The organism is Legionella drancourtii LLAP12 (genome assembly GCF_000162755.2).
In the GTDB taxonomy this organism is placed as follows: domain Bacteria; phylum Pseudomonadota; class Gammaproteobacteria; order Legionellales; family Legionellaceae; genus Legionella; species Legionella drancourtii.
Map to the genome: position 1 here is coordinate 116413 of NZ_JH413822.1, position 15796 is coordinate 132208.

Consider the following 15796-nt stretch of genomic DNA (forward strand, 5'->3'; position numbering starts at 1 on the left):
ATTGGTGTGAAAAAAAGATTCCCCAGTTTTTAAGTATGCTGGATGAACTGAAAAATAGTCCATTTAAAGCTCTGGCATCGCTTGGAAAAACATTCTGTCAATGGAAAGAAGAGATCGTGCGTATGTGGCGTTTTAGAAAGTCTAATGGCATTACAGAAGGGTTTCATAGAAAAATGAAATTGATACAAAGAAGAGCTTATGGCTTTCGTAATTTTGAAAATTATAGAACTCGTGTTAGGGTGCTCTGTTGTTAACTGGTGAGTGCCCCCGTAATTGGGAAAGACCCGAAAGACCCTAATTTAAATGGTGCGCTCGGAGGGACTCGAACCCCCGACACCTTGGTTCGAAGCCTGATGCTCTAGTTTTAAAAGCCTTATAAATCAATGCCTTGCAACGCATCAAATCATTGAAAAACTGCCTAGAACAGCCTAAAACTGCCTAGTGCTGCCACAGCCATGCCACAGTTTATGACACAGTGATTATGTGCATGAGTTAACATAGTAACATCAAACAATAAGACCATAATGAGTTCCATTAGTAAGTATTAAACAAATGCCATAACCTGTCTTAATTCAGCTTGAAAAGATGAATGTCTCGGAAATCTATTTTTGATCCTGTCAAAAAATATTCTAGCTTCAGAAGATTTGATTGATTTTAATGTTTCAGTGCAAGCAGCAGTTAACAATGCTGCGCGATCATAAGCTCCACGTCGTTGCTTACTAACAATGCCATTAACCCTAGCTTCAGCTGTACTCAAGCACCAATTAAATTTTTCATTGGAGATTTCCGAAGCATCAGTCAGCAATTGGGCATATATTTTTTCCAAATTTAACAGTAGATCTTCATGTGTATCATTGTACAGCCATACACCTTTACTCTTACTTAATACCTCGCTAAAAAATTTTTTCAGTGATTTAGACAGAGCATTTAATGGCTGGTTTGAAATTCTCGCTAAACAAAATGCGACAAAAAGTGGTTGCGGATTAGTACTGCTACTCCAACCCAATGGGGTGCCTTGCTGAGCTAATTTAAATGCATTGTCATAGTCATGAGAAAAAAAGTAAGCATGCATCAATAATGAAGAATCAGGATGAGCGGGTGATTCTATCCCGTCACGTGGCCACTGTTTTCCCTCCGCGTAATCCTTCATTCTCTTAGAGTATGTTCTAATTGATTCAGCAGCATTTTGCATAAGTTTATGGCGTGTTAAGGAATTTGCTTGCTGGTATAATTGAACCAATTTGGATAAATCTGGTTGGGCATCAAATGAAATCCAAAGACCTTCCAATTGAATTGCGGCATTGTTTAATTGATTTCCACAAATAACCTGCAAATCACCGATGGCACCACGAATGGGTTGATCCTGGGGTAGTTTATCTAATGCGATCTTAATTGCCTTTAATGCAGCCTCATAATCTTTTTTTTCAATGAGAGCATGAATCCAATCAGTATACACCCGCGGTCTTTGTTGTCCTTCTGTCTTAGCAAGTTCCTCTAACCCAGAAGAACCATGTAACAGGTAAACCGCCTCCCTATACCACCCATCATATTGCAATTCAGGTTCAGATTTAATTGCAGAAATCCAATTTTGTAGAAATTCAGTCCATTCGGGTAATGACGTAACACTAATATTAATTAAATCTTCCAATTTTGGTTGAGAGGAATATGAATCTAACTGGGACAATTGAATCATCGCTTTTAATAGATGAGCGACTCGGGTAGAGGGTTTTTCTGTTAGATAAATCGAACGTAAATATTTTGCTCTTATTTCATCTAAATCTATTTTTTCAAGATCGTGTACAGAAATACCACGTCCATAATCATCTTGAATATCAAAAATGGTATATATGCTATCGAATGCCTTTCTCGCAAGAGGGTAGTTCCCAAAATCAAACAACGCCTCAACTGCATCAAATACTTCATATAGCGTTGGAATAAATTCAGAAAGCTCACCAAGAGAATCTTCATCATCATAATACTCATCCCAATCGGGTTCCTCCTCACATTGTGCTCGAATATTTTCAATCAAGGACTCAATTTCATCTAATACTGTTTCACTGGATTCAGTGATCAATACATGGTCAGGTTGTTGTAATGATATTTTTCTAATAAATTCTCTACGCTCATCCGGAGTAACTTCATTAGCCATATTTATCAAAACACCCTTTAAATCATCCATAGAGTAATTTTGTAAGATTTGGGTATATTCCTCTGTAAAAGCCTTTAGGGTCATTTTTAAATCTTTTGTCATTGGCACATCTTTCCTTTTTAATATTATTAGCCGCAACATTGAGTTGATTCAAAGAAGAGCTTATGGTTTTAGTGAATAGCGCATGTTATCCCTCTGCTGAGATAGGTTTTTGTCTCAGGCTCTTTAATTGACCTTGCTTCGATTTTTCATCGAGCATTTTCTGCTTAGAGCGCCTTGAGCGGCGCTTTTTTTGGCGTTTTAGTTTTTCTACTCTTTGCTGTTCTTTAGTTTTTTCATCGCTGATAATTGCATGGTATTTTTCACATAACCGCACTCTTGCAAAATAACGGTTACCTTCGCGGCTCCTCGATTCCTGGCATTTTATCTCAATGCCGGACGGAACATGTTTCAAGTAAACAGTTGAAGCTGTTTTGTGTAACTTCTGCCCACCCTTGCCACTGCCTATAATAAATTTTTCGATGAGGGAATCTTCATTGATATGAAGTTTTTCCATCCATTCAGCTAGCTTATCCCATTTATCACTGTTAACCATTAAGTAGGCTCAAATCGTTGGTGGTCCAGGATCATATTCAATTCCCAGCAATTACCAAGTAATTTTAGGTTATGTATCGCGCTTATTTTCAATTATCTTAGGTTGTTTTAATTTCTTGTTTTCTTTTTCTAGAAAACTACAATTTTTACAAATTAAACTATAGGTGACCTGCATGGTTGTATTTCTTCCAGTTATAAATTCACAAATAGGTTTTGTTTTATGACATTTTTTGCATACTCTTGTATGAGCAGGTTTACACTTGGCCACAGTTCACTTTCTATTTCTATAAACTTCAATTAATTATAGCACTAAGCTCAATACCCACCAAAATAGCCAATGACGTTGTTGCAATCTTTAAAACTATTTGTCCAAAAAAACTGATCTATTTTTAAATGAAATACTTTAGTCCAGAATATATGTCTTTCTAAGGTGCTATGATTAAATATACAAAATATTGGGAGTGTACATGCCAAAATATAATTCATATTATTTAAAAAGTTTTGTTGATGAATCCACTAATGCGATTACTAAAGAAGAAAAAAATCAAATTTGGCAAAGGGTTGAAACTCCGATTATTGAAGATGTTCCAAATCAGCCAGGGCAGTGTTTGGTTACTTTTTTATATAGAGAGGAAAGTGACCACAAAACAATTTATTTGTGGTCTACATTTACTGGATTACCTTGTTCTTTGCAAAGTCAATTTAAAGCGATTCCAAACACTGATATTAGATATTTAACTTTGATGCTGCCTCGCACTTTTCGCTCCGCATATAACATACTCATTGTTGATAAAGATACTGCAAAAGTGGGATTCTCAGAACAAGAAAGCGCTGAAGACCCCTATCCAGTTCCAACAGGAAAATTCAAAGAATCACAAAGGTTATTGATGCACTTATTTAATGAGGGTTGTGTCCAAACCGATCCAAGAAATAAACAAGAAGTGACTTATTATAAAGATTACGACAATCCCAGTGAGTATTTTGGCAAAGAATCGATTATCGAATTACCTAACGCCCCAGCTTTTATAACACCGTTTTCTTTAAATAAAGCAAAAGAACATCGTGAACAATGCAAAAAAGAGCATCGATTTTTTTCTTTTGAGCTAAATTTCTTGGAGAGCCGTTTAAAAAACGTTTCAGGCTATTACGAAAATATTGAACAATCGACACGAAAATATTGGGTCTACTTGCCTCCTGATTATGATAAACAGGCAACACCTTATCCTATGATTTTATTTTTAGATGGTAGTGATTATTTAAATCCTATGCCTGCACCGCTTATTTTAGATAGGCTCATCCAAGAAGGAAGTATTCCTGCTTGTGTTGCAGTGTTTCTGGAGTATTCAAGCATACATCGTATGCATGAGTACAATTGTAACGATGAGTACACTTCATTTTTAGCGGATGATTTTATTCGGATGTTACATGATAAGAATCAGTTTAATATCACTCAAGACGCGAGGTTAATAACGATTGTTGGCCAAAGTGCCAGTGGTTTAGCTGCTTTTTATGCCGCTTTAACTAATCCTACAGTGTTTGGTAATGCTATTGCTTTATCACCTTCCTTGGAAATGCAAAAAATCAATGAGTTAGAACAAAAAATTGAGCAAAATTATAAAAAAAATCTTGATACTCAATTTATTTTTGATGTGGGTACCTATGAGACAATTCCAGTGGATTTAGAATTTAAAGATGGGTCTACGCAGTCCATTTCTACATTTGAAGCTAATCGTAGAATTGCTGATTTGATGCAGAAGAAAGGGATGTTGACGCATATGCCTGAATTTATAGGTGGTCATAATTATGGCTGTTGGTATGCCAGTTTCCCTGTTCATATAAAAACCATTTTTGAGCATAGAAAAGAAGCAATACCTTCGTAGCAAAGGTCAATTTAGTTATAGTATAAGAAGGAAGATATGTACCTATAGTTACAAATAATGTAACTATAGGTACATATAAACCTTGAAAATCTTGTTTAGGCTTGACTTGCAAGCAAATAAAATCTATCATGCCCTTATAGTTACAATAATAGTAACCTTAAGGCCATGGTAATTTTATGAACTTGCAATCATACATAAAAGATATTCGAAAAGATGGAAGGCGCTGCTTTACTATCCTGGATATTCTTGAGCAATTTCACGTTTCAAATAGTCATGCGAGAGTGGCCTTACATAGGTTACTTAAAACCGGAGATCTGATCTCACCCGCGAGAGGTTTATATGTCATTGTCCCGCCAGAACATCAACCGCATGGCTCTATCCCTCCCCAAGAATTGGTGCCTTTGGTTATGCAGTATATGGGAGCTCATTATTATGTCGCACTTTTAAGTGCAGGATTGTTTCATGGAGCAACTCATCAAAAACCTGCCAGGTTCCAAGTGATATCAGACAAGCGTATTAAGCACCCATCTATTTTTGGTGATGTGGAAATAGATTATATTTATAAAAAATCGGTGCTGGAATTACCCACACAAGATTTTACCGTGAGTACTGGCTACCTTAAGGTGGCAACCCCTGAACTGGTTGCTCTTGATTTGCTTGAATATCCTAATCATGCAGGCGGCCTAAATCATATCGCCACCGTTTTCTCAGAGCTTGTTGAGGCATTAGATCCTATAAAACTCATCAATCTTGCGAAAGATGCCCATGCAGAATATCAGTTGCAGCGTATTGGTTATATCCTGGATCACATTGATGTGATGGATGAAACTAATGCTGAAATAATGATTAATGCGCTTGCGCGGCATGTTCAAGAAAATAAACCAAATTATCTGCCTCTTGCATCTGAAATCTCAAAAATAGGCCATTCAAGGTGTAAAAAGTGGAGAATTATTGAAAATTCAGAAATAGAGAGCGATTTATGATCCCAGAAGTTTTTATTGAGAGTTGGCGCAAAATGGTTCCATGGCAAATGACTGAACAGATAGAACAGGATTTAATGATTAGCCGTGCTTTGATTGATTTGTATAATGATCCTCATGTCAGAGACGCTTTGGTTTTTCGTGGCGGTACCGCACTAAATAAACTATTCATTAATCCTCCGGCAAGGTACAGTGAAGATATCGATTTTGTTCAAAAAAATGCTGATCCAATTGGACAAACGATAGATGCTATTAGGGCACTATTAAAACCATGGTTAGGCGATCCTAAATGGAAAATCACACAGCGTAGCGCAAAGCTTATCTACAAATATGAATCTACTAATAAAATTCCGGCAAAGCTAAAAATTGAAATAAACACAACAGAACATTTTCAGGTATTGCCCTTAAAAACAGTACCTTTCGCTATGGATTCATCTTGGTTCAAAGGGGAAACAAATATCATTACTTATGAAATGGATGAGTTAATGGCGACTAAGTTGCGCGCTCTTTATCAACGTCGAAAAGGTCGGGATTTGTTTGATTTGTGGTATGTGACCGATCGCAATTTAATTAAGTTAAATCGAGTGTTTGATATTTTCTCTAAGTATTGCACTTATAACAACGTCAAGGTTACAAGTGAAGAATTTCTAAAGAATCTTGAGCTGAAAAAGAATCACCGCGACTTTCATATGGATATGAGTGTCTTATTACCATCGAAATTGCATTGGGATTTCGATGAAGCTTATCAATTCGTTGTAGATAACGTGATTAGCAGGTTGCCATAAATGCAAAGAATCATACGGTATAGTCAAATTTCAACAAGTCTTGCAGTCTTAAGCAATCAAAAGCTAAAGCAGATTTTAGCAGACGGCAAACCGATGCATGAAGGTATCGGTGGTAAGTCTGTCTTAGTTTATATTAACGACACGCCCGTGTTTGTTAAAAAAGTACCGCTGACCAATCTTGAACAAAGCTTTAAGCATTTTATGTCTACAGCTAATATTTATGATTTGCCACTTAGCTATCAGTATGGGGTAGGCTCAGCTGGATTTGGGGCATGGCGTGAACTGGCAACTCATATCATGACAACCAATTGGGTGATCACCGGCGAGTGTGTTAATTTTCCCATGATGTATCATTGGCGTATTCTGCCCAGTGGTCCGGACGACATCAATACCAACTATTGGGGTGATATTGAAGAGCACTGCCGGTACTGGGGAAATTCTAACGCTATCCGTAAGCGTGTCACTGACCTTAATAAAGCATCCGCGCATATCGCTTTATTTCTTGAATATGTTCCACAGAATTTGTATGAATGGTTAAACGCTCAATTGACTCAAGGTGACGATAGTGCTGACGCAGCAGTTGCATTTGTTGACAAACATCTCAAGGCCACAAACAAGTATATGAATGAGCAAGGCTTGATGCATTTTGATGCACACTTTGAAAATATCCTGACCGACGGTAAGCTGCTCTATATAAGCGATTTTGGACTGGCGTTATCATCAAGGTTTGATTTAACACCAGCAGAAACAGAGTTTTTAAAACAGCATCATTCTTATGATCAGGCTTGCGCCGCTGTAAACCTGCTTCACTGTATTATCACATCACTTTTTGGTAAGGAGCACTTGGAAATTCGCCTGCGTGAATATCTGGCAGGTAGAATTGGCAATGTGGCGCCTGAAATGAATACGATTATCAATCAATACGCTTTAATTGCATTGCTCATGGATGAGTTTTTTCAAAAGCTTCAGAAAGAGAGCAAATCAACCCCATACCCTGCAGCACAATTAGAAAAATTGCTGAGAACAAGCTCATCGGAGACAACATGACCACCATTATTGAAACAGAAAGGCTTATTTTAAGAACGTGGAAAAAAGAAGACGCTCGATCGTATTTTCAAATCAACCAAGATCTAAAGGTGATTGAGTTTTTACGTGGCCCATTAACCATGGAACAGGTCAATGACTTTATTCCTGCAGTTAATAGGCACCATGAAGAACTTGGATATACATTATGGGCAGCTTGCCTGAAGGAAACTGATGAATTAATTGGTTTTATTGGCCTTAATTACACTGATTTTTTTTCAAAATTCGATTCGCATTTTACCCCTGCGGTTGAAGTGAGTTGGCGATTAGGATCGCAATATTGGGGCAAAGGCTTTGCCACGGAAAGGGGCTTGTGCTTCCTTGGAGTATGGGTTTAAACGGTGTAGTCTTAAAGAAATTGTTTCTTTTACAGTACCGGCAAATGTTCGCTCTATTCGTGTTATGGAAAAGATTGGATTAAAACGTGATTTAGATGGCGACTTTGCACACCCTAAATTGGCTAACGATCATCCTTTATCACAACATATTTTGTATCGACTATCAGCTGCTGAATACTTTAACCGGAAAATAAATGAGCAACATAGAATACATCATTGAAAACACACCGGATGCTTCGGATGATAAAGTCATTCGTAATGGGATAGTTGATTTTAATGCCCAAATCATAAGAGAAAAGTCATCCCATTTCAGCGTATTTGCAAAAGACTGTGTTCAGATCATAGGTGGTGCTTTGATTTGGGAACACAGTGATGCGCTGTATATTGATGTACTCTGGTGCAATGAACAATATCGAAAATTAGGCATCGGGGCCAAAATTATCACCATGATTGATGATGTGGCTAAGAAGAAAAGATTGCCTAAAATATTTGTCGACACTTATGAATTTCAAGCACAGGCTTTTTATGAAAAGCATGGTTTTTACTGCATAGGGACCATACCAAAATATCTGAAAAATTATGATCGTATTTTCATGAGGAAAGATATCTTATGAAAACGTTTGAACAAAATATCATTGATTTATACGGAGATAAAGGCAGGCAGTGGTTAGGGCATTTACCGAATCTCCTAACACAACTGGCAAAAACTTATGGCTTATCAAATTTAAAACCCGTCAGTAATTTAAGCTACAATTATGTGTTATCTGGGTTTCAAGGACCTCAACCAATTATTTTAAAATTAGGATTGGATGTCGACGGAATCAAGCGTGAAGCCGCAGCTCTAATGGCATTTGAAGGATCTGGTGTTGTTCAAGTATTTTCAGAAAACACAGGGTTGCTTCTACTTGAATGCGCAGTCCCAGGCTTTTCTTTAAAGTCTTATTTTCCTGAAAAAGATGACGAGGCAATTAATATCACGGCACAGGTGATCAAAAGATTGCACAAAGCCCCCATACCAAGTACCCATACATTTCCACATATCAAAGATTGGCTGGGGTCTTTGGATAATGATTGGAACATTCCGCATGGGTATTTACAAAAATCCAGAAACCTTTGTGGCCAACTTTTAAAAACGGCCGGTCCAGACGTTTTGCTTCACGGCGATCTGCACCATGATAATATTTTACAAAATGGAAACGATTGGCTGGCGATCGATCCTAAAGGCGTGATTGGCGAACCAGCCTATGAATTAGCGGCTTTTATTCGCAATCCAATTCCAGAATTACTGAATCACGCTAATGCGCCAAATACTATTCATAAGCGCGTCACTGGCTTCGCAGAGCTCCTTGAGTTACCATCGCAACGAATTCTTGACTGGTGCTTTGTTCAGGCAGTACTTGCATGGGTATGGGCAATAGAAGATGGGTGTGATACCGATTACTTCGAGCGGGCAACTACGATCATGGCTGATATACAAAGATTAATATCACGATAAACAGTAAATAATTATTGAAATTCATTTGAATTATGAATATCCTGTATCAGGTTTAATTTTTCAAAACTGAGGATATAAATGAACAGAATTCAAAAAGTAAGTTCGCATTTGTTATTAATTTTTAGCATATTGTTGAGCGCCGTTCCTTTGCTTACTATGATCCAATGGACCTTCATTAGCACGAAAACAAGTGATGTCTCAGATGTGATCAATTTTTTTGGCATATTCGAGAAAACCATTCAAACACCAGAAGGTTATGTTAATCTCAGCAACGTTTCTTGGACACCTCTGTTACAGCTGTTGGGCTTTAGTGCTGACATGATAGGGCTTTTACCTTTCTTAATTAGTTTATTTATCCTGAAAGCGATTTTTAAAAATTATCAAAAAGGAGAAATCTTCAGTGTTAGGAATGCGATACAGTACCGAAGATTAGGGGTTTTATTTTTACTGGATGCATTACTCATCAAATCATTAAGCCAAACCTTGATGGTATTGGCTGTTACTTTCACAAGCCCTCCTGGGCATAGGTATTTAACCATTTCATTTGGGACACCTAACTTAACTTCTTTATTTTATGGCATTCTCGTGATTATTGTATCTTGGGTGATGCTAGAAGCTAGTAAGCTTCATGATGAACATAAATTCACAATATAGCTGGAGTATAGACATGGGCATTATTGTGAACCTCGATGTCATGTTGGCGAAGCGCAAGATGAAGCTTCAAGATCTGGCTGAAGCAGTTGGTATTACTGTGCAAAATCTATCAATTTTAAAAACGGGAAAAGCCAAGGCCATCCGCTTTTCAACGCTGGAAAGTATTTGTCAGTGCTTACAGTGCCAACCCGGAGACATTTTAGAATTTCAAACAGATGAGTCTGAATAAAAGAAGATGTCATTAACGATTCATTTGCTTGCCTGAAGAAGCAGATTCAGAGTTATTGATAGATTTTGAATTGATTGGGGGGAATTTACCTCCCCAATCATCATATTTTAAGCCCTACTTAAGAAACACCCAGATTTCCGTTAAAGATTCAGTTTCAGCTACCTCATAATCAAAATTGTAATAGCAGAATATACAAGGCAGATCCCCTAACTCTTCGCCGGACTGCGGTAACCAATCACGATAAATGCTGTAAATCGTGTCACCGATATTATCGCGAGAGCCTTTATGCATGGTAATAGCGTATCTGCCAGCAGGTAGAGTTCGTTCTGTAACCTGATCATTCAATTTAAAATCTTGTGGAACGCTAAGCGCTAAATCAAAGCGAAACTCTTCTGGCTTCACTTCTCTTGGATCGTGATAGCCAAAACCAAAGGCTTCTCCTGGTTTAGGTTTTAGGTTAATTGGTTGCGCTTTTGCCCAAGTAATGAGTTTATCAAGCGTGTCGGATAATCGCATGGGATCTCCATGATGTTCCATCACAGCAACTCTTTTAGCTGGCAGTTCTTTAATCGTTATCGTCATAATTTTTGTACCTTTAATATGCATAGGTTGCGGTGGATTTTCGAAGCTTTCCCACTTAGCCTGACGTCTAAATTCGCTGGGGCTTTGCCCACAAATTTGTTTAAAAGCCCGACTAAATGATTCATGCGATTCGAACCCAGCATCCAAAGCAATGTTAATAATTGTATCCTCTTTATGCACAATCAGTTGATGAGCAGCCCGTTTCAACCGCAGCCACTTTATATAGCCCATGAGAGGCAACCCTGTATAAACAGTAAACAACCGATGAAAATGATATTTTGAAAAACAAGCGATGCGGCAAAGCTCATCCAGCTCAAGCTCTTCATCAAGATGCTTGCCTATGAAATCAATCACTCTATCGACTCGTTCTTTATAACTCATAATATCCTAATGCTTCAGTTGTAACCGTCTACATGGATAAAAATACGACGTTTATGTTTTTTATGCTTGACCACCATTGCTAATCTTCATTCAGTTATACTGCCATATGTAAAAGTTTAAGTAGCTTGCGAACAGAATCCATGACAGATAAGGAATCATAAGCAGCGAAACCGCTTTCATTTTTTGGGAAGATAGGCAAATGAGCGCACAGACCAGAATATTCATAGCGACCAAAACTACGAGGGAAAGTCCAGTTAAGTGGTAATGGAAAAAGAAAGGTGTCCAGCTCCAGTTTAAGATGAGCTGGGTTACGTATAAAGTTTTGATAATACTTAGCATGGGAAATGCTTGAGGGCGCCAAATGAGCCAGCCGCAAGCGCCAATAATGCCGTATAAAATAGCCCAAGCTATTGGAAATATATAATTTGGCGGTGTCAGGATGGAGCGATGTAAGTTGCTATACCAAGTGCTAATCTCTGACTTGGTTAAAGAGCCAATGGCGCCTCCAATCGCTATCAGTAGCACAATCCACATGATTAAAGAGAGGTTGGTTTTATTTTCTGCATTCATAAACGATAGACTCATCAAGGTTCGCAGGTTGCGAAGATCGATCAAAGGCTTTGAGCGTATGGATGTGTTTAAACCCCACAGCTTTTAGCATTTCCACCAGCTGATCCTGCTCATAAATCTTCACTCTCAGCTCTTCAATTTCTGTATGTATAATCTTTCCTGACTCCATCAATTCATATTTGCAAAGGCTGGTACAGATATCACTTTCCATTGTAGCAAGCTGGCTTAGGATAATTTTTTGGCCAGTTAGTTTAGGCCATACTGAACCACGCCATATACCCTGTTGTGGAACAGCGTTTAAAGTTTCTGCTTCAAATAAAAAAACACCATTGTCACTTAAGTGATCATAAATGGCCTGAAGTGCTGATTTCACAGTAGCAAGGTCGATTATTAAACAGAAAGACCCACTGGGAATAAAAATCAAATTGTATTTTTCTGGACGTTTTAAATCTTCAACAAAGCCTTTCCATACCGTAGCGTCAAGATTTTTAGTTTTGGCTTTAGCATGCAAGACTTTAAGCATATGGTCGCTGGCGTCAAAGCCATGCACATTGAAACCTTCTTCAAGTAAGGGCAGTAAAAATCGGCCTGTACCACACATCGGCTCTAAAATAGGACCGTTCGCTCTCATGGCATAGTCACGATAAAAAGCATATGCATCTTCCGGTGGGTTTGGCTTGCTTAATTCGTAAACCTCTGTACAAAGGCTGAGGTAGGTGTTGAGGGTTTTTATATCTGAATCTTTATCCATAAAATTTATTTCTCATGTTATTAAAACCTTTAGGGTTTTGGTTGCTATCGATAAAATCAATTATTTCTCTAGCAACATCAAATACTGATGAATTGCTCGTATCAACTGTTAAATCATATTCCCTAGTTCCGCTGTGCACTCTATCAAATTGATCGTTTGATAACCCTAAGGCTCTATCTCGTCGTAAAAATTCACGCTCCTGCATAATGGCTAGGTCGCATTTAATGCCAATAAAATAGGTAATATGTTCAGCCAATTTGGCTACATACGATTTCAAATGCTGATCTTCAAATAAAACTTCATCTATAATGAGATTGTTAGATTGATTTGCAAGTAACAAAGCAAAATCAGCCATAACACCAAATAATTTATCTCCAGTAGGCTTTGACTCAACCCTCATTAAAGGGCCACGATTATTTTCTCCTGGCACAAAAGCAAAATATTCAGCATTTTTTCCTGGAGATGGATATGGTGTCATTTCAATAAATGTATCAACACCAAAGGTTAGCCATTGTTCGTCACTTAAATGTTGTATAGCTCTTGCAATAGACGTTTTACCGCTAGATCCTGCTCCATTTAATAAAATAATTTTACTCATAATGCTCCAATTCCATCATCTATTGCCTCATCAATTATTTGTTTCTGTAACAAAGCCTCTGAACTATTCTTATCTGCTATCTGGCACAATTCAAATGTTGCTTTCCAAAGTGTCCAGGCACGTGCACGAAGCCATGTATCAGTATCCATATCCATTTCAGAAATAAAAATCTCACGCGCTTTGCCGGATAAATACGTCCAGGCAATTACTAAGTCACAGGCAGGATCACCAACAGCAGCACCGCCAAAGTCAATAACTGCCGATAGTTTTCTACCATCCATCAGTATATTGCCAATCGCAAAATCTCCATGAATCCATACAGGCTTTTTATCCCATTTTGTAGCACACGCTTGCTCCCATAAAGCTAATGCTTGGGTTACGTCTATAATCTCAGCCAGCTCTGCGATCTGTTCTCGCGCTCCTTTATCGTAAACAGTGACATGATCACCACGCCACCAGTTATGCTGACCTGGCTCAGGACCTTCAACATCGGTAATCGCTTGCAGCTCTTTTAAAAACTTAGCGAGTTCAAAGGCAAGTTGTTCTTTGTCTTGATCGGTTAAAGTTAGTAGGTTGATACTTTTTCCAGGCAACCATTTGTATATAGAAAATGGATAAGGATAATTTGCCGATGGCTTTCCCATTTTAATAGGCGCCGGAATGCTAACGCTTAAACGTTTTGCTAATTTCGGCAGCAGCTCTTGCTCTTTTGGAACTTTTAAAGCGTAATCTGCGGCTGTTGGCATACGAATGAGCATGTGCTCACCAAGCCTATAGGTGCGGTTATCATGCCCTTGTTTTTCAACATCAACGATAGTTAAGCTAGCGTATTCGGGAAATTGCTCCGCTATGAGTTTGCGTGCAAGATCAAGGGTTGGCATAATCGATTTGTTGTTCATAGCTCCACCTCCATAACGGTTACAGGATGAGATTTAAATTCATCCATACCGATTTTCTTCCATCCAAGACGTTCGTAGTATTCAGGTACGCTAGGATCAAAAGCAAAGAGGTATAGCTTTTTGAAGCCACGCTCCTTTGCTTGTCTAACAGCAACATCAACTAGCATTTTTCCGATCCCCTGTTTTTGGTCTTTTGGATTAACGACTACATCCGCAAGCCATGGCCCTAAATCGGGACGAAACTCCTCCTTAAGTTTAAATGTGCAAAATCCTAGTGGAATTTCATCACTCAACGCAACGAATGAAGTTGTTTCATCTGAATGATTGAGCTCATCATATGTCAATGACTCTATTTCTTGAATTGTCAGCTCTGGAAACCAAATTCTACCTAAAACGTCGTGCCAAATGTGAGCGAGTGCTGGTATAGCGTCTGGATGATTTTTCAGCAGGTCAATTTTGATCATAACTCCACCTCCATAACCGTTACAGGATGAGATTTAAATTCATCCATACCGATTTTCCTCCATCCAAGACGTTCGTAGTATTCTGGTATGGTGGGATCAAAAGCAAACAAGTACAGCTTTTCAAAACCAAGCTCTTTTGCTTTCAGTACAGTCACATCAATCAGCATCTTGCCAATGCCTTGCTTTTGATATTTTGGATCGACGACAAGTGAACCGAGCCAAGGAGTAAGATCTGGACGAATGCCATCATTTTCACGCAAAGAGCACATGCCAACCGGTAAATCGCCATCTAATGCAATAAAAGTGATTGGCAAAGCTTGATCATTCAAGTGATCTGCAAATCTTGTGATAACACGTTCAACGGGTACATCAGGAACCCAGATTTTACCTAATACTTCATGCCAAATGTGTGCAACTGCGGGTATAGTGTTGGGATGGTTTTTAAGCAGTTTGATTTTGATCATGACGCTATCTCACTTATTAATTCTGGCATCAAAGTTTTTACTCTTAAAATTGTTGGTAATACTTGCATGACTTGTTCTATCCCAATATTTTTTTGCTCAAGTTCTCTTTGATTGATAGACCGATTAATATTGTAAACCATCCAGTTAATCCAATTTCCCATAACCCCATAAAACGCCGCTTCAATTATGCGTTTTTCAATTAAACCTCCGGACTCCGAATAAGATTTAAGCATTTTATGGAACAAATTGATCTTGAAATTGGTTGTCACGCCCGACCAATCTAACGCAGCATTTACAATTTCATATGTGGGGTTTAGTTTACGGGCTGATTCCCAATCAATTAATAGAGGTTCCTTGTTCTCAGTCCACAAAACATTTTTTTGATCTAAGTCACCATGCCCAACGACTGTATGTTTTTTAAGAATTTCAATTGAACCCAAATAACTTTCATTAATTGCGAGAAGGGTAAATAAATCAGAATTTAAAATGCCAGCAAATGGAAGCCTCATTTGAGTTGACTGCTTGATTAAGTTTGTAATGTGTTTATTATCATGGATATCAAATTCAGGTTCATCGATACCTTCAAAACAGAGATTTATTAAATGCATTTTTGCAAGTAAACGGGCAATGATTAATGCTTGACCTTCGTTAATTTCATCTTTATCTAAAGCTTTCGCGTTAACCCAAGGGTACACAAGGTAGCCATATCCATCTGTAATTAAAAGATGTTTATCAGATTGCGAGAGAGCGCATACCCCAGGGATATTTTGAGCTATAAAACTTGAAGCTATTTGCTCACTCAATTCATAATTTTTAATGACGTGCTCATTTTGCAAATCAATATCTTTAGATAGCTGCTTAATCGCATAGGAGCTTTTATCTGTATCAAGACGCCACATG

At 38.1% G+C, this 15796-nt stretch carries 21 protein-coding genes; 11 read left to right on the top strand and 10 right to left on the bottom strand.

The genetic code is table 11. The annotated features are described in order from the left end of the window. On the top strand, positions 1-254 hold a 254-nt coding region (locus tag LDG_RS09000), incomplete at its 5' end, for a transposase (RefSeq protein ID WP_040535100.1). Between the two features lie 290 nt (positions 255-544). Here LDG_RS09000 and LDG_RS09005 read toward each other — a convergent pair. Together LDG_RS09005 and LDG_RS09010 are read right to left on the bottom strand one after the other, a co-directional pair. Then, positions 545-2251, bottom strand: a complete 1707-nt coding sequence (locus LDG_RS09005) for a hypothetical protein (protein WP_006870992.1) — start codon at positions 2249-2251, stop codon at positions 545-547. An 85-nt stretch (positions 2252-2336) separates the two neighbouring features. After that, the gene (locus LDG_RS09010; RefSeq protein ID WP_006870993.1) at positions 2337-2744 is read right to left on the bottom strand and encodes a peptide chain release factor family protein; all 408 of its coding nucleotides are present in this window, start codon (positions 2742-2744) and stop codon (positions 2337-2339) included. A gap of 466 nt (positions 2745-3210) precedes the next feature. Here LDG_RS09010 and LDG_RS09015 point away from each other — a divergent pair, with 466 nt between their 5' ends. The 10 genes from LDG_RS09015 (at position 3211) to LDG_RS09060 (ending at position 10187) form a co-directional block, all read left to right on the top strand. Then, positions 3211-4623, top strand: a complete 1413-nt coding sequence (locus LDG_RS09015) for an alpha/beta hydrolase (protein WP_006870994.1) — start codon at positions 3211-3213, stop codon at positions 4621-4623. Between the two features lie 176 nt (positions 4624-4799). After that, positions 4800-5606 carry a type IV toxin-antitoxin system AbiEi family antitoxin domain-containing protein gene (locus tag LDG_RS09020; protein ID WP_050805540.1) on the top strand — a complete coding sequence of 269 codons (807 nt, stop codon included), beginning with the start codon at positions 4800-4802 and terminating at the stop codon, positions 5604-5606. A gap of 47 nt (positions 5607-5653) precedes the next feature. Then, on the top strand, positions 5654-6388 hold the full coding sequence (locus LDG_RS09025; protein WP_233491446.1) for a nucleotidyl transferase AbiEii/AbiGii toxin family protein: 735 nt from the start codon (positions 5654-5656) through the stop codon (positions 6386-6388). Beyond that, positions 6389-7435 (top strand): protein kinase family protein, encoded by a 1047-nt coding sequence (locus tag LDG_RS09030; protein WP_006870997.1) that lies wholly within the window; start codon positions 6389-6391, stop codon positions 7433-7435. Next, the gene (locus LDG_RS20235) at positions 7432-7809 is read left to right on the top strand and encodes a GNAT family N-acetyltransferase (protein ID WP_006870998.1); all 378 of its coding nucleotides are present in this window, start codon (positions 7432-7434) and stop codon (positions 7807-7809) included. The genes LDG_RS09030 and LDG_RS20235 overlap by 4 nt, the downstream gene beginning before the upstream one ends. After that, positions 7793-8029, top strand: a complete 237-nt coding sequence (locus tag LDG_RS20240; protein WP_006870999.1) for a GNAT family N-acetyltransferase — start codon at positions 7793-7795, stop codon at positions 8027-8029. Before LDG_RS20235 ends, LDG_RS20240 begins: the two co-directional genes overlap by 17 nt. Next, positions 8004-8423 carry a GNAT family N-acetyltransferase gene (locus LDG_RS09045; protein ID WP_040535108.1) on the top strand — a complete coding sequence of 140 codons (420 nt, stop codon included), beginning with the start codon at positions 8004-8006 and terminating at the stop codon, positions 8421-8423. The genes LDG_RS20240 and LDG_RS09045 overlap by 26 nt, the downstream gene beginning before the upstream one ends. Further along, positions 8420-9304 carry an aminoglycoside phosphotransferase family protein gene (locus LDG_RS09050; RefSeq protein ID WP_006871001.1) on the top strand — a complete coding sequence of 295 codons (885 nt, stop codon included), beginning with the start codon at positions 8420-8422 and terminating at the stop codon, positions 9302-9304. Before LDG_RS09045 ends, LDG_RS09050 begins: the two co-directional genes overlap by 4 nt. Positions 9305-9382: 78 nt before the next feature. Further along, entirely contained in the window at positions 9383-9958 is a 576-nt protein-coding gene (locus LDG_RS09055) for a DUF2975 domain-containing protein (RefSeq protein WP_006871002.1), read from the top strand. 13 nt (positions 9959-9971) lie between these two features. After that, complete coding sequence (locus tag LDG_RS09060; RefSeq protein WP_006871003.1) at positions 9972-10187, top strand: helix-turn-helix domain-containing protein; 216 nt, start codon at positions 9972-9974, stop codon at positions 10185-10187. A 114-nt stretch (positions 10188-10301) separates the two neighbouring features. On the opposite strand, the gene LDG_RS09065 is transcribed toward LDG_RS09060, so the two are convergent. From LDG_RS09065 to LDG_RS09105, 8 genes are all read right to left on the bottom strand, one after another. Beyond that, positions 10302-11150: an AraC family transcriptional regulator gene (locus LDG_RS09065; RefSeq protein ID WP_006871004.1), complete on the bottom strand. Its 849-nt coding sequence runs from the start codon at positions 11148-11150 to the stop codon at positions 10302-10304. Between the two features lie 90 nt (positions 11151-11240). Next, positions 11241-11720 carry a TspO/MBR family protein gene (locus LDG_RS09070; protein WP_040535110.1) on the bottom strand — a complete coding sequence of 160 codons (480 nt, stop codon included), beginning with the start codon at positions 11718-11720 and terminating at the stop codon, positions 11241-11243. Further along, the gene (locus tag LDG_RS09075; protein WP_006871005.1) at positions 11704-12471 is read right to left on the bottom strand and encodes a class I SAM-dependent DNA methyltransferase; all 768 of its coding nucleotides are present in this window, start codon (positions 12469-12471) and stop codon (positions 11704-11706) included. Before LDG_RS09075 ends, LDG_RS09070 begins: the two co-directional genes overlap by 17 nt. Next, the gene (locus LDG_RS09080) at positions 12464-13069 is read right to left on the bottom strand and encodes a chloramphenicol phosphotransferase CPT family protein (protein ID WP_006871006.1); all 606 of its coding nucleotides are present in this window, start codon (positions 13067-13069) and stop codon (positions 12464-12466) included. Before LDG_RS09080 ends, LDG_RS09075 begins: the two co-directional genes overlap by 8 nt. Continuing rightward, positions 13066-13968 carry an aminoglycoside phosphotransferase family protein gene (locus tag LDG_RS09085; protein WP_006871007.1) on the bottom strand — a complete coding sequence of 301 codons (903 nt, stop codon included), beginning with the start codon at positions 13966-13968 and terminating at the stop codon, positions 13066-13068. The genes LDG_RS09080 and LDG_RS09085 overlap by 4 nt, the downstream gene beginning before the upstream one ends. Next, the gene (locus LDG_RS09090; protein WP_006871008.1) at positions 13965-14432 is read right to left on the bottom strand and encodes a GNAT family N-acetyltransferase; all 468 of its coding nucleotides are present in this window, start codon (positions 14430-14432) and stop codon (positions 13965-13967) included. The genes LDG_RS09085 and LDG_RS09090 overlap by 4 nt, the downstream gene beginning before the upstream one ends. Then, entirely contained in the window at positions 14429-14896 is a 468-nt protein-coding gene (locus LDG_RS09095) for a GNAT family N-acetyltransferase (RefSeq protein ID WP_006871009.1), read from the bottom strand. Before LDG_RS09095 ends, LDG_RS09090 begins: the two co-directional genes overlap by 4 nt. After that, positions 14893-15796 (bottom strand): phosphotransferase (locus tag LDG_RS09105; RefSeq protein WP_006871010.1); only part of this gene is annotated, 904 nt, incomplete at its 5' end. The genes LDG_RS09095 and LDG_RS09105, both read right to left, overlap by 4 nt.